The organism is Pantoea sp. BJ2, from assembly GCF_040255075.1.
In the GTDB taxonomy this organism is placed as follows: domain Bacteria; phylum Pseudomonadota; class Gammaproteobacteria; order Enterobacterales; family Enterobacteriaceae; genus Pantoea; species Pantoea leporis.
In genome coordinates, this window is record NZ_CP158293.1 from 510,850 (window position 1) to 524,543 (window position 13,694).

Sequence of the window (13,694 nt, forward strand, 5' to 3'; positions counted from 1 at the left end):
ATGAAAATAGAAAATTCACTCAATGATAAATCATCGATTCGTAACAAGCTGCGCAAGATTAGCACCATCAACTCTGCGGTGATTTTATTGCTGTGCTGGCTGCTGCTCTCGTCGACTTCCCTGCTGTTTATTAAAAGCTACGAGAAAAGAAATCTGGAATTAATTGCCGCCACGCTCAGCACCACGCTGACGGCCGCCACGGTATTTGAAGACAGCTACGACGCGCATAATAAAATCGCGCGCCTCGGCAATGAAGGCATGTTCGATTCCGCAAAACTGGTGACTGACGATCACACTGTTTTAGTTGACTGGCATGATCGACAAGAACAGACCGGCTGGTATCCGCGATTATTACGTGAGTGGATTTATCTTAAACCGCTCAGCGTTAATATTAACCACTCGGAAGCCAATGTCGGTACGCTGACGCTGGAAGGCACCGTTACCGGCGCGGCCGATTTCATCCGTTATTCGCTGATGATTCTGACCAGCGGCATGCTGTGCGTGTTAATCATCTCCTTCCTGCTGAGTGAATTTCTCCATCGCGGCATACTTGCCTCGTTGCGTAATATCACCAGCTCGATCCACTACGTGATCCATTCTGGTGATTTTTCCTTACGTATCCCGGAAAGCCCGACGCGCGAATTTCAGCTGTTTTCCAATGACCTCAACTCGTTGCTGACAGAGATGCAGACGCTGCAGGCTTCTCTGATCCGCGATAATCGCACGCTGGCCGCCAAAGCGCTGGAAGACCCGCTAACCGGCCTCGCCAATCGCGCCGCCTTTGTGGCGCGTTTAACCCAACTGCTCGATCAGCAACTGGCGAAAGAGCGCTTTGCTTTGCTGTTTCTCGATGGCGATCGCTTTAAAAGCATCAATGATAACTGGGGCCATGCCGCCGGTGATGAAGTACTGAAAGCGATTGGTTCGCGCCTTTCCGCATTGGCATATAAACAGGATTTAGTCGCGCGTTTAGGCGGCGATGAGTTCGCCATGCTGGTGAGCAGCCGCGCCAGCGAGGCGCAATTGCAGTTGCTGATGCAGGATATTAATAAAGCCATCAGCCAGAAAATTGTTATTGCTGAAGGCACTCCGATTTCCACCTCGGTGACCATTGGCTACGCCTGGTCGCAGCACGGCGATACGGTTGAGTCGATTCTGGAACGCGCAGATACGAACATGTACAAAAATAAGGGAAAGAGTAAGGTGCGGAGATGAAGATGAAAATTTTCCTGATGGTGTGTGTGCTGGCGCTGGTCGGTTGCCAGGCAAAGGGACGTTTCAGCGATGAACAGATCGCAGCGATGCGTAATGCCGGTTTCAGCCAAAATAGCGAAGGTTGGGGATTAGGTTTGTCGGACAAAATTCTGTTTGGCGTCAACGAATCTGAACTCACTCCCGCCAGTAAAAACACCATTCAGACAATGGCGAAAAATCTGGCGACGACCGGCATTAAGCATGTGCGTATTGATGGTCATACAGATAATTATGGCAAAGCGGATTACAACCAGCAGCTGTCGTTGAAAAGAGCCAACGCCGTTGCGACACAATGGGCGCAAGGCGCGGGAATTCCGCGCGAAAATATCGTTACGCGCGGCTTAGGAATGAGCGCGGCGATTGCCAGCAACAATAACCCGCAGGGCCGGGCGCAAAACCGCCGCGTGGCGATTGTGATTACGGCGCCGTGATGATCTGGCGCTCGACTGCATAATCGTACAAACGGTCGCGCGCTAAATTCTTCATCTTCACTTCGCACATAATATCGAAGGCATCAAACGACAGCGCCCAATCATTTAAGCTTTGATTGAAGTAATAATCGGCATGGGCGCGAAGTTTGGTTTTCGACACCGCTAAATCCTGCTGATCCGGGAAACCGTGATCGGGAATCAAACCTTCCTGCGCAATCGAATAGTGCAAAACTGGCCGCACACCGCGCCACGACGCTTTTATCAGCACGATGCGCGCATCATCAGCCTGAATATAGTGATTCTCTTTCACCCAATGATGGTGAATATCCAGCACTACCGGACACAACTCACGCGCCTGCAACACATCGTCCAGCGAACAGGATATTTCATCATTTTCCACCGTTAGCATATTGCGCGCTTCAGGGGTGAGCCGCAGAAACGCGGCGCGGAATCCCTCAAAGCCTTTTTTGCCGTTCATATGGATGTTGATTTTGAAATCCTGAAACTGTCGGCCATAACCCATTAATACCGCACAGGTGGCGTGATACTCCACATCCTCAATCGCGCGATCGACCACGCCGTCATTATCGGAGGCCAGCACCGTATATTGGCCGGGGTGGAATGAAAGCCGAATATTATTAGCGCGCGCCAGCTCGCCGCAGCGGCGTAGTAACGGCGTAAGATCGGGCAATAATTCACCGTACAGCTGAGTCGCTTGCGGCACCGTGTAAAGCGGCAATAGATCGCTGCCGATGCGCATCATGCGCAGCGCGTCGGGCTGCGTGGCCAGCTTTTCAAGCGTGAGAGTGAGATTTTGCAGATTGTTTTGCGCCAGTTGGTTTAGCAGCGTGATGCGTGATTCATCATCGAGGCCGAGAAAGCGCGTGCGGGTGGTGCTTTTGAAGGGATAAGGCTGTTTAGCCTGTTGATCCAAATACTTACAAGCAAAGCCTAATTTCATTTCATCCCCCGTTTAATCAGCGTGAAAGTGTAGCTGCGATCGGAGAAAGTGCCAGGTGCGCATCGAGGCGCACCTGGCTGAGATCACACGTCCGGGAAGGTCATATTGCTGCCCGGCGCTTCACGATGCAGGTGGATAAAGTTCAGGTGACGTTCGTACTGATCGAGAATATCGATGATCACCTGCTCTTTGTTATAGTCCATCAAATCATTGCCCTGGCTGCCTTCCAGCAAGAAGGTTTCCAGACGGTAATAGGTCGATTTACCGCTACGTGCGCGATAGGTAAAGCCCGGTACCGAATACTGCTGTGGCCAGATTTGATAAACGAAATCCTGCTCCTCGCCCAGCAACACGCGCAGATCAAGGTGGCCCAGCGGCTGCCCCTCTTCTGGCTCGGCACGCTCCAGCGATACACGTCCACCGCGCAGCTCCAGCTCTTTCGCCACATCCTGCATCGCCGGGAACAGCACCTCTTCCATCATCTTCTGCGTATAACGCGTGCCCGGATAGTTCATCAGACGCGACAGGCGCTTCTTCCAGCTCAGGCGATCGTTACTGGCCGGAATGTACGGCGCAGTGTCGCGGCTGGCGCTGGCGCGGCGGTGATCTTCCACCTTCAGGGATTTATACAGCCCGGCCATCACAAAGAAGATTACAAAGCTAAACGGTAAGCCCATGATCACCGTGGCGTTCTGCAAGGCAGAAATCCCGTTGGTCATTAGCATGCCCATCGTCAGCACACCAATCGCAATCGACCAGAAGATACGCAGCCAGTTCGGTGCATCGCTGTTGATGTCTTTCAGCTTCGAGGTGAAGTTACCCAGCACCAGCGAACCGGAATCCGCCGACGTCACGTAGAACAGCATGCCGGTGATGGTGGCCACCGAAGCACTGAATTTAAACGCCGGATACTGCGCCAGCAGGCTATAGAAGCCGCGTTCGGCATGCGCCATCACTTCCTGCGCAAAGCCGGCATCGCCGTGAATGATTTCATACAGCGCCGCGTTACCAAACACCGACAGCCACAGCAGCGTAAAGGTGAACGGGATAATCAGCGTACCCAACACGAACTCACGAATGGTACGACCGCGCGAGATACGTGCGAGGAACAGACCGACAAACGGCGACCAGGCAACCCACCACGCCCAGAAGAACAGCGTCCAGCTATTCATCCACTCGCGTGGCTGATCGAAGGCAAAGGTATTCAACGTCATGCCCATAAAGCGATTGATGTAATCACCAACGTTCAGCACCAGCGCGTTGAGCAGGAAATCGGTCTTGCCCATAAACAGCACGAAGAGAATTAAGCCCAGCGCCAGCGCGACGTTCAGCTCAGAAAGAATACGGATGCCTTTATCCACGCCGGATGTTACTGAGATGGTGGCGATGATCACCGACAGCACAATCAGCGCGGCCTGCGCCGTGAAACCTTCCTGAATATCGAACAGCACGTTGAGGCCGTAGTTCAACTGCACCACACCAATTCCCAACGTGGTGGCGATACCAAAGATGGTGCCGATCACCGCAGCGATATCCACCGTGTGACCAATCGGGCCATTAATGCGTTTGCCGAAAATCGGATAGAGCGCCGAACGGATGGTGAGCGGCAGGTTGTAGCGATAGCTGAAGTAGCCGAGCGCGATGCCCATTAATGCGTACATCGACCAGCCGGTGACGCCGTAGTGGAACAGCGTCCACACCATCGCCTGACGCGCGGCTTCCATGGTCTGCCCTGCACCTTCTGGCGGCTGCATGTATTGGGTTACCGGCTCGGCAACCGAGAAGAACATCAGGTCAATACCGATGCCGGCGGCAAACAGCATCGCCGACCAGCTCAGTAAGCTGAACTCGGGTTTAGATTGCTCCGGCCCCAGCTTGATGGCGCCGTAGCGCGAACACGCCATATAGATGACGAACACGATGTACAGCGTGGCAGCGAGCATGTAGTACCAGCCAAACGTGGAGGTGACCCAGTTAACGGCGGTCAGAAGCCAGCTGGCAGCGAGTTCGCTGTAAAAAATCGTGACAAGTGAAAATGTCAGAATCAGTCCGGCGGAGGTGTAAAACACCACAGGATTGATTCTGTCTTTTTCACTGGCAGGTGGATTAATCATCGATTACCTCTGGTTAATTTCCTGTAGTACGTGCCAAAGAAGCTCGCGGAGATCGCCATTAACGGCATCCCGACGAGGCAAAATGCGGTTTTCGTGGGATGCGCGTGCATACGCATCCGCTGAGTCCCTTCGCTTCGCCGCTTCGTTTTTGTAACAATCCAAGCACAGCATCCTAACAAATTTCTTTTTTATATTGAACGTGCAATCAAAAAAAGTTTTAATAGTGTTCTAAGATTGAAGTGGAGCTGGAGTGTTATGCCAAAGGTGGGAATGCAGCCGATACGTCGTCGGCAACTGATTGATGCGACCCTGAGCACCATCAACGAAGTCGGGATCAACGATGCCACCATTGCGCAGATTGCGCGACGTGCTGGCGTATCGACAGGCATCATTAGCCACTACTTCAAAGACAAGAACGGTCTGCTGGAAGCCACGATGCGTGACGTAACACGTCAGCTACGTGATGCGGTAGCAGCAAGGTTAAAACCGCTGGCAGACGCCACAACGGAAGCGCGCCTGCTGGCGATTGTGGAAGGCAACTTTGATGATTCTCAGGTGCACAGCGCCGCAATGAAAGCCTGGCTGGATTTTTGGGCCAGCAGCATGCATCAGCCACAGTTGGGCCGCTTAGAACGCGTGAGCAGCCGGCGCCTGTTTTCCACATTGGCAGCCGAGTTTCGTCGCGTTATCCCGCGTGAAAAGGCGCGTCTGGCGGCACATGGCCTCGCTTCATTGATTGATGGCCTGTGGCTTCGCGCAGCACTCAGCGGCAAACCGTTCGATTTGGCTATCGCCAGACAGCTCACCACCCAATTCATTCGTCAGCAATTGGCTGACCAGAATCACTGAGGAAGGAGAAATCATGTCCCGATTCACCGAGCAACACCTTTATATTGATGGCGCGTTGGTTCCCGCTGCGGCAGGTAACACATTCCAGACCATCAACCCGGCGAACGGCGAAGTGCTGGCCGACGTGCATGAAGCGGAACGCGCAGACGTTGATCGCGCTGTTGCCGCCGCGAAAAAAGGCCAGAAAATCTGGGCGGCGATGACCGCGATGGAACGTTCACGCATTCTGCGTCGTGCGGTCGATATTCTGCGTGAGCGCAATGACGAACTGGCCGCGCTGGAAACCCTCGACACCGGCAAACCGCTGAGCGAAACCCAATACGTGGACATCGTCACCGGTGCCGACGTGCTCGAGTACTACGCGGGCTTGATTCCTTCTCTGGAAGGCCAGCAGATCCCGCTGCGCGATACCTCGTTCGTTTACACCCGCCGCGAACCGCTGGGCGTGGTAGCCGGGATCGGCGCGTGGAACTATCCGATTCAGATCGCGCTGTGGAAATCCGCGCCAGCATTGGCCGCCGGTAACGCGATGATCTTCAAACCCAGCGAAGTCACGCCGCTGACCGCGCTGAAACTGGCGGAAATCTATACTGAAGCGGGCGTGCCGAACGGCGTGTTCAACGTGTTGAACGGTCGCGGCGCGGTCACCGGCCAGCTGCTTACCGATCATCCGGGCATCGATAAAGTCTCCTTCACCGGCGGCGTTGCCAGCGGTAAGAAAGTGATGGCCAATGCGGCCGGTTCGACGCTGAAAGATGTCACCATGGAGCTGGGCGGCAAATCTCCGCTGATCATTTTCGATGACGCTGACCTCGATCTCGCCGCTGACATCGCGATGATGGCGAACTTCTACAGCTCGGGCCAGGTTTGCACCAACGGCACGCGCGTGTTTATCCCAGCTAATTTGCAAGCGGCGTTTGAAGCCAAAATCGCTGAGCGCGTGGCGCGTATTAAGGCCGGCGATCTCAACCATCCAGATACCAACTTCGGTCCGCTGGTGAGCTTCGCGCATCGCGACAACGTGATGCGCTTTATTGAATCCGGCATCAGCGAAGGTGCGCGCCTGCTGTGCGGCGGTAAACGTCTGAGCGGTGCGGCTTTCGATAACGGCGCATGGGTGGAACCGACCGTGTTCACCGACTGCCGCGATGAGATGACCATTGTGCGTGAAGAGATCTTCGGGCCAGTGATGTCGATTCTGACTTATGAAAGCGAAGAAGAAGTGGTTCGCCGCGCCAACGCTACTGAATTTGGACTGGCGGCCGGTGTGGTAACTCAGGATCTTAACCGCGCGCACCGCGTAATTCACCAGATTGAAGCGGGCATTTGCTGGATCAATACCTGGGGCGAATCTGACGCCGCAATGCCGGTGGGCGGTTACAAACATTCGGGTGTGGGCCGTGAAAATGGCCTGATGACGCTGCAAAACTACACGCAAGTGAAATCTGTGCAGCTCGAAATGACCCGTTTTCAGTCCGTATTTTAATTTTGGCTTTTAACCTGAGGAACGACTAATGGAATTTGATTACATCATTATCGGAGCCGGATCCGCAGGGAACGTTTTGGCAACAAGACTGACCGAAGATAGCAGCGTCAATGTGCTGCTTTTAGAAGCGGGCGGCCCAGATTACCGCTTCGACTTCCGCACGCAGATGCCTGCGGCGCTGGCGTTCCCGCTGCAGGGAAAACGCTACAACTGGGCGTATGAAACTGAACCTGAGCCGTACATGAACAACCGCCGCATGGAGTGCGGGCGCGGTAAAGGCTTGGGCGGATCGTCGCTGATCAACGGCATGTGTTACATCCGTGGTAACGCGATGGACCTCGATAACTGGGCCAGGGAGCCTGGCCTGGAAAACTGGAGCTACCTGAACTGCCTGCCCTACTATCGCAAATCAGAAACGCGCGATATCGGTGCCAATGATTATCACGGCGGCGAAGGTCCGGTGAGCATCACCACCTGTAAACCTGGCAATAATCCGCTATTCGCAGCGATGATTGAAGCCAGCGTGCAGGCAGGTTATCCGCGCACTGATGACCTGAATGGCTATCAGCAGGAAGGTTTCGGGCCAATGGATCGCTTTGTGACGCCGAAAGGTCGCCGCTCCAGCACCGCGCGCGGTTACCTCGATACCGCGAAAACCCGTCCGAACCTGAAAATCGTTACCCATGCGACCACCGACCGCATTCTGTTTGAAGGTAAACGCGCGGTTGGCGTGCAGTATCTGCTGGGTTCCAGCAATACCTCGCACCAGGCGCATGCACGTCGTGAAGTGCTGCTGTGCGCCGGAGCCATCGCCTCGCCGCAGATTCTGCAGCGTTCCGGAGTCGGATCCGCTGAACTGCTGAAACAGTTCGATATCCCGCTGGTGCATGATTTGCCGGGCGTGGGTGAGAACTTGCAGGATCACCTCGAAATGTACCTGCAATATGAGTGCAAAGAGCCAGTTTCGCTCTACCCGGCCTTGAAGTGGTGGAACCAGCCGAAAATCGGTGCGGAGTGGCTGTTTAATGGCACCGGCGTCGGCGCCAGCAACCACTTTGAAGGCGGCGGCTTTATCCGCAGTCGTGAAGAGTTCAGCTGGCCGAATATTCAGTATCACTTCCTGCCGGTGGCGATTAACTACAACGGTTCGAACGCGGTGGAAGCACACGGCTTCCAGTGCCACGTTGGTTCGATGCGCTCACCGAGCCGCGGTCATGTGCGCCTGAAATCACGCGATCCGCGTCGCCATCCAGCGATTCTGTTCAACTACATGTCACATGAGCAGGATTGGCAGGAGTTCCGCGATGCGATTCGTATCACGCGCCAGATCATCAACCAGCCGGCGCTGGATAAATATCGCGGTAAAGAGATCAGCCCTGGCCTGGATTGCCAGACCGATGAGCAGTTAGATGAGTTTGTGCGAAATCACGGCGAAACGGCTTATCACCCGTGCGGCACCTGTAAAATGGGTAACGACGAGATGTCTGTCGTCGATGGTGAAGGCCGCGTTCACGGCGTTGAAGCCCTGCGCGTGGTAGATGCTTCAATCATGCCGCTGATCATCACCGGTAACCTGAACGCGACGACCATCATGATCGGCGAGAAAATCGCAGATAACATTCGTGGTCGACAGCCGCTGCCGCGCAGCGAAGCGGATTACTTTGTTGCCGGTGATAAACCGGTCCGCGCTGAACCGATGCGTGGTTGAGGTTGATTTAGGGGCGACGCTGGTCGCCCTTTTCTTTGGTGGCTAACTAGCCCAATCCTGAAGATCCAAATCAACTACCCGAGCGAATTCCCGAGTATTGTCAGGGACTAAAATTGTGCCTGCCGCAATGGCATGTCCGGCGATCGCCGCATCATTAGCACCAATCGGAGTACCAGACGCAGCCGAGGACATTGTCACTTTCGTCGTAGCATCTATAGCCGCGCTTCACTGTCACAACGACAACCGCACTGCTGCCAGGCTCACGATTAAGAAAACTATTAAAAGTATGTTGTAACTACAAACCTTAATGCTTGTCCCCTCGCATTTGTTCATACATAGCAACGCCCTCTTCATCTTTTCTGCTGATTTATCTGCTTCAATAAATCTCCGATTTCATGAGGAGCTGCCATGAAGCGCCGCCATTTTTTGTCGTATCTCACTCTTTCCGCGCTGACAGTGCGCAGCGTGCTAATCTGGGCTGCTTCGAAACGCGTAACAACCCAAATCTTGCCGCTATGGCCAGATTTACCGCCGGGCGGTGGCGGTCCTGCTGGCGCTTTGGTGATTTCAACCAAAGGCGCGCAGCGTAATATCGTACAGCCCACACTCACCGTATTAACGCCGCCCTCGCCTAATGGTCGCGCGGTATTGATTGCCGCAGGCGGCGGCTATACGCGCATTGAAATGGGTAAAGAAGCCTGGCCCGCTGCAGCCTGGCTGACGGCGCGCGGATATACCGCTTATGTGCTGAGTTATCGTTTACCGCATGAAGGCTGGAAAGATGGTGCGATGGTTTCACTGCAGGATGCACAGCGCGCGCTACGCATGGTGCGGCAACGGGAAAAATATGTCAGCGTGTTGGGCTTTTCCGCTGGCGGTCATCTGCTCGGTATGGCGGTCACGCGAGCAGATTTTCGATCTTACAGGGCAACCGATGCCCTGGATAACCTGCCCGCCACGGCCGATCGCGCGGCGCTGATCTATCCCATCATCACGCTGGAAGCGCCTTACACCCACACTTCAACCCACAAAATGCTGGTTGGTAACCACGCGCCCGCCAGTGAAAACGCCGCATGGTCAGTGCAGGAGTTTGTCAATCCGCAATCGCCGCCCTTCTTGCTGGTGCAGGCAGAGGACGATCCGATTTCCGATCCGCATAACACGCTGATTATGGCTGACGCCTGTAAGCGTGAGCATGTGCCGGTTGAGATGCATCGCTACAGCAGCGGCGGACATGGATTTGGTATGGGCAGGCCTGGCACGCCGACCATGGCGTGGCCAGAGCACTACGAAAAGTGGTTAAAGAGCTAATCCACCTCAACCGTTTGCTTGCTAATTAATCCCGCCAGCAAGGTCTGCGAACTGGCCACTGCACCAAAAATCCCGCCCTGCATATGGATCATGCTAAGCGCCGCTTCGTGGTGTTTCAGCTCCGTCGCCGCGCAGCAATCTGACAACACCAAACACTCAAAACCGCGATCGTTAGCCTCGCGCAGCGTGGTGTGGACGCAGACATCAGTGGTGATGCCGCTGATGATCATATTGCGAATGCCGCGGCTGCGCAGAATCAGTTCGAGATCGGTAGCGTAAAACGAGCCTTTGCCCGGTTTATCGATGATGATTTCTCCCGGCAATGGCGCCAGTTCCGGGATAATTTCCCAGCCCGGTTCACCGCGCACCAGAATGCGCCCGCACGGACCCGGCGCGCCGATCTCCGCCTGCATGCGTCTGGATCGCCAATGCTTATTCGCTGGCAGATCACTTAAATCCGGCCGATGCCCTTCGCGCGTATGGATGATCGGGAAGCCCAACTCGCGCATCGTTGCCAGCACCTGCTGCAGCGGCTTGATAGGCGCGCGCGTTAAGGCAATATCGTAGCCCATGCTATCGACGTAACCGCCCTTACCGCAGAAATCGGTTTGCATATCGATAACGATCAGTGCGGTATCCTGCGGGCTGCAGCGACCGTCATACGGCCACGGGTAAGGGGTTGAATCAATGGCGTAATCAGGCATTTTTTTCCTCCATCACTGTTACTGTGCTTTCACCTTTTAGTTTCACAATCAGCGTATAGCTGGCGGCAGCAGTCACCAGGCCAATCACCGCTTCACCGAACTGTGGGAAGGCGATGTGCGCAATCACCGCACACAAGCTACCAATCGCCCAGGCGGCAAAGGCGCTGCCGCGCATACGGCGCAATTGGCGCTGCTCGCTGATTTTGGCCATGAAGATCAAATCAACAATCATCACTGCGCCAAACGGCGGCACAACGATGCCGAGCAAGCTCAGCCATTCGAGGAAATAGGACCAGACGCCAGCCAGCGCCAGCGCCCCGCCAATCACGCCAAGGATCACCGTCCACAGACGCATTTTGCTGCTGAACAGATGACTAAAGCCGACTGCGCCGTTATACAGGCAGTGCGTACACACCGAACCGAGATTGATAAACACAAACAGGAAAGCAATCACCGACAGCAGCATGCCGTGCCCCATTAGCATTGGCAGGAAGTTGCCGCCGTTACTCGCCGGATCAACCGCCGCGCCCACCGCCACAATCACCACGCCAAACAGATAAGAGATAACGTTCGCCACCGGGAACGCTGAGAACGCGGCAATCACCGCCGATTTACCGTCTTTTGACCAGCGGGTGAAATCTGCCGTCATGGTGCCTGAATCGGCGAAACCGGCCACCACCATGGTGACGGCGGTGCCCATGCTCATCGCGCCCACTGCGCTGCTGCTGCCGGTAAACTGCGTGATGGTGCTGAAATCGTGATCCTTACTGATCAGCCACAGCGCCACCAATCCCAACACCACGAACAGCGGCGCAGCGATCATGCCGAGCACGGACAATGCGCGCACGCCGAGGAAGGTGATGGCGGTATACAGCACCATGGCAAACGCCGTCACCGCCAGTGCATTCCAGCCAAAGGTTTGATTAATCACCGTGCCGGTTAACCCGGTCTGGAAGGCGTACCAACCGATCACTACAGTAGAAAGGAAGCCCGAAACCAAAATGTAGCCTTTGGTGCCAAAGGTGCGTTTCGCCTGTAGCGCGAAGTTCATGCCGGTATTACCGGCGAACCAGCTCAGCGCACCCACATAGGCAAACAGCACAAGATTTCCCAGCAGAATGGCGATAAGCGCCGGCCAGAAGCCGAGATGCCAGGTAATGATGCCGCCAAATAGCGCATTGGTGAGGATCATCGGGAAACCAAACCACACCGCCGATACCGAACCCGTCGAGTGGCGATGGCTGAGCGGAACCGGTTCATGCTCGAACTCCTGCTCTAAAGCCGGTGAATTTTTGTTAGTCATGGGCAACTCCGATTGAAACAGGTGTGATGTGATTCCAGGGTTGTATGCGCTCGAACGCGGCACTCGCCGCCAGCACCAGGCCATCGTCCAGATGACGACCCACGATTTGCATGCCAATCGGCAATCCGCTGGCGGTAAAGCCCGCAGGAACAGACGCCGCCGGTTGGCCGGTGAAATTGAACGGGAAGCAGAATGAGAGCCAGTGATCGCTGCGCACCATGCGGCCATCGATGATCTCGGGTCCCTGCATATTGAGCGGGAACGGCGGCACCGCCAGCGTCGGCGACAGCAGCAGATCGTAATGCTGCATAAAGCGCCACATCTGGTTACACAGCTTTTTGCGTGTGGTATTGGCGTCGGTAAAGGTTTCAGCGCGCCAGTCGCGTTGCAGCATGGCGCTGAGATGCGGTGACATGCGTGCACCCAGTTCAGCTTGCATGTGACGCATGCCGGTGAGATCGCTCTCAAAAGCCACCAGCGCGGCAAAGGTGGCACCTTCATCGGTGATACCGGGATCGACTTCATCCAGTTCAGCGCCGAGCTCACGGGCAAAACGACGCGCGGCTTGCGTGACAATGTCACGCACTTCGTGATCAACGGCGATGTAGCCGAAATCCGCGCTGAAAGCGATGCGCAGACCGCTCAGCGGTTTTTCCAGCGAGGCCAGCCAATCCACGTCGTTGCAGGGAATCGAGTGGCGATCGCGCATATCTGGCCCCGACATCACCGACATCATCAGCGCGCTGTCGCGCACCGAACGCGTCATCGGGCCGATATGCTCCAGCGACTCCCAGCTGGAAACGCCGGGATAACGCTCGTCGCGACAGCCCGGCCATAAGGGTACGCGCCCCATCGACGCTTTCAGGCCAAACACGCCGCAGTGCGCGGCGGGGATTCTTACCGAACCGCCGCCATCGCTGCCCAGCGCAATCGGACACAAGCGCGCCGCCAATGCCGCTCCGGAACCGGCGCTCGATCCGCCCGGCGTTTTAGAGAGATCCCACGGATTACGCGGTGATGGAAACAGTGGATTGTGCCCAACGCCGCTATAGCCAAACTCCGGTGCGGTGGTTTTCCCCAGCAGCACCGCATCGGCCGCCAGCAGGCGCTCAACGGTGATATCATCTTCTTCCGGGATAAAATCAGCGTAGGCATGCGATCCAGAAGTGGTTTTCACGCCTGCGGTACAAATCAGGTCTTTCACCGCCAGCGGAACGCCCGCCAGCGCCCCCAGCGTTTCGCCGCGCGCGCGTTTTGCATCAACAGCGGCCGCCTGTTGCAGCGCCAGCTTTGGCGTAGCGGTACAAAACGCCTGAATCTGCGGCTCGCGCTGCTCCATGCGATTGATGGCGGCTTGCGTCACTTCCTGCGCCGAAACGTCTCCGCTGCGGATTAACGCCGCCAGCGTAGTGGCATCTTCATCCAACAGTGCATCAAACATGCGAATACTCCCGATTTATCACTTATCGGAAACGTTGCAGTTTGCGTGCCAGAAAATTCCATAAACGAGGGCGCTAGCGGCCAGGCCAGATGGGATACGCTCTTGGATACAAGATCGAATACTTATGTTTCT

At 55.6% G+C, this 13,694-nt stretch carries 11 protein-coding genes and 1 pseudogene; 6 read left to right on the forward strand and 6 right to left on the reverse strand.

Going from position 1 to position 13,694, the window contains the following annotated elements; all coding sequences use genetic code 11:
• Both AAF463_RS21850 and AAF463_RS21855 read left to right on the forward strand, forming a co-directional pair.
• Positions 1-1,215, forward strand: a complete 1,215-nt coding sequence (locus AAF463_RS21850; protein WP_350262069.1) for a diguanylate cyclase — start codon at positions 1-3, stop codon at positions 1,213-1,215.
• Positions 1,212-1,685, forward strand: a complete 474-nt coding sequence (locus AAF463_RS21855; RefSeq protein ID WP_271460465.1) for an OmpA family protein — start codon at positions 1,212-1,214, stop codon at positions 1,683-1,685. Before AAF463_RS21850 ends, AAF463_RS21855 begins: the two co-directional genes overlap by 4 nt.
• Here AAF463_RS21855 and AAF463_RS21860 read toward each other — a convergent pair.
• The gene (locus AAF463_RS21860) at positions 1,672-2,646 is read right to left on the reverse strand and encodes a UV damage endonuclease UvsE (protein ID WP_350262070.1); all 975 of its coding nucleotides are present in this window, start codon (positions 2,644-2,646) and stop codon (positions 1,672-1,674) included. The two genes, AAF463_RS21855 and AAF463_RS21860, sit on opposite strands and share 14 nt — an antisense overlap.
• An 83-nt stretch (positions 2,647-2,729) precedes the next feature.
• Positions 2,730-4,760, reverse strand: a complete 2,031-nt coding sequence (locus AAF463_RS21865; protein ID WP_350262071.1) for a choline transporter — start codon at positions 4,758-4,760, stop codon at positions 2,730-2,732.
• A 255-nt stretch (positions 4,761-5,015) separates the two neighbouring features.
• Between AAF463_RS21865 and betI the strand changes: the two genes are divergently transcribed.
• Genes betI through betA form a run of 3 tightly spaced genes read left to right on the forward strand, consistent with a single transcriptional unit; the run spans position 5,016 to position 8,803 of the window.
• Positions 5,016-5,609 carry a transcriptional regulator BetI gene (gene betI / locus AAF463_RS21870; protein ID WP_101761563.1) on the forward strand — a complete coding sequence of 198 codons (594 nt, stop codon included), beginning with the start codon at positions 5,016-5,018 and terminating at the stop codon, positions 5,607-5,609.
• A gap of 13 nt (positions 5,610-5,622) precedes the next feature.
• Positions 5,623-7,095 (forward strand): betaine-aldehyde dehydrogenase, encoded by a 1,473-nt coding sequence (gene betB, locus AAF463_RS21875; RefSeq protein WP_192413098.1) that lies wholly within the window; start codon positions 5,623-5,625, stop codon positions 7,093-7,095.
• 28 nt (positions 7,096-7,123) lie between these two features.
• Complete coding sequence (betA, locus tag AAF463_RS21880; protein WP_350262072.1) at positions 7,124-8,803, forward strand: choline dehydrogenase; 1,680 nt, start codon at positions 7,124-7,126, stop codon at positions 8,801-8,803.
• Between the two features lie 42 nt (positions 8,804-8,845).
• Here the strand turns inward: betA and AAF463_RS21885 are convergent.
• Positions 8,846-9,025 (reverse strand): annotated as a pseudogene (locus AAF463_RS21885) (VapC toxin family PIN domain ribonuclease); the annotation flags it as partial.
• A 186-nt stretch (positions 9,026-9,211) separates the two neighbouring features.
• Between AAF463_RS21885 and AAF463_RS21890 the strand changes: the two are divergent.
• Positions 9,212-10,114: an alpha/beta hydrolase gene (locus AAF463_RS21890; RefSeq protein WP_350262073.1), complete on the forward strand. Its 903-nt coding sequence runs from the start codon at positions 9,212-9,214 to the stop codon at positions 10,112-10,114.
• Here the strand turns inward: AAF463_RS21890 and AAF463_RS21895 are convergent.
• From AAF463_RS21895 to AAF463_RS21905, 3 genes are read right to left on the reverse strand one after another with little or no spacing between them, the layout of a single operon-like run.
• Complete coding sequence (locus AAF463_RS21895) at positions 10,111-10,818, reverse strand: isochorismatase family cysteine hydrolase (RefSeq protein ID WP_350262074.1); 708 nt, start codon at positions 10,816-10,818, stop codon at positions 10,111-10,113. The genes AAF463_RS21890 and AAF463_RS21895 overlap by 4 nt on opposite strands.
• Positions 10,811-12,121 carry a cytosine permease gene (locus AAF463_RS21900; RefSeq protein WP_222183440.1) on the reverse strand — a complete coding sequence of 437 codons (1,311 nt, stop codon included), beginning with the start codon at positions 12,119-12,121 and terminating at the stop codon, positions 10,811-10,813. The genes AAF463_RS21895 and AAF463_RS21900 overlap by 8 nt, the downstream gene beginning before the upstream one ends.
• The gene (locus AAF463_RS21905; protein ID WP_350262075.1) at positions 12,114-13,562 is read right to left on the reverse strand and encodes an amidase; all 1,449 of its coding nucleotides are present in this window, start codon (positions 13,560-13,562) and stop codon (positions 12,114-12,116) included. The genes AAF463_RS21900 and AAF463_RS21905 overlap by 8 nt, the downstream gene beginning before the upstream one ends.
• Between the last annotated feature and the right edge of the window lie 132 nt (positions 13,563-13,694).

Bases quoted from the DNA above. Each gene is read 5' to 3' on its own strand.
- AAF463_RS21850 (WP_350262069.1), top strand. From the start codon at position 1: ATGAAAATAGAAAATTCACTCAATGATAAATCATCGATTCGTAACAAG.
- AAF463_RS21855 (WP_271460465.1), top strand. From the start codon at position 1,212: ATGAAGATGAAAATTTTCCTGATGGTGTGTGTGCTGGCGCTGGTCGGT.
- AAF463_RS21860 (WP_350262070.1), bottom strand. From the start codon at position 2,646: ATGAAATTAGGCTTTGCTTGTAAGTATTTGGATCAACAGGCTAAACAG.
- AAF463_RS21865 (WP_350262071.1), bottom strand. From the start codon at position 4,760: ATGATTAATCCACCTGCCAGTGAAAAAGACAGAATCAATCCTGTGGTG.
- betI (WP_101761563.1), top strand. From the start codon at position 5,016: ATGCCAAAGGTGGGAATGCAGCCGATACGTCGTCGGCAACTGATTGAT.
- betB (WP_192413098.1), top strand. From the start codon at position 5,623: ATGTCCCGATTCACCGAGCAACACCTTTATATTGATGGCGCGTTGGTT.
- betA (WP_350262072.1), top strand. From the start codon at position 7,124: ATGGAATTTGATTACATCATTATCGGAGCCGGATCCGCAGGGAACGTT.
- AAF463_RS21890 (WP_350262073.1), top strand. From the start codon at position 9,212: ATGAAGCGCCGCCATTTTTTGTCGTATCTCACTCTTTCCGCGCTGACA.
- AAF463_RS21895 (WP_350262074.1), bottom strand. From the start codon at position 10,818: ATGCCTGATTACGCCATTGATTCAACCCCTTACCCGTGGCCGTATGAC.
- AAF463_RS21900 (WP_222183440.1), bottom strand. From the start codon at position 12,121: ATGACTAACAAAAATTCACCGGCTTTAGAGCAGGAGTTCGAGCATGAA.
- AAF463_RS21905 (WP_350262075.1), bottom strand. From the start codon at position 13,562: ATGTTTGATGCACTGTTGGATGAAGATGCCACTACGCTGGCGGCGTTA.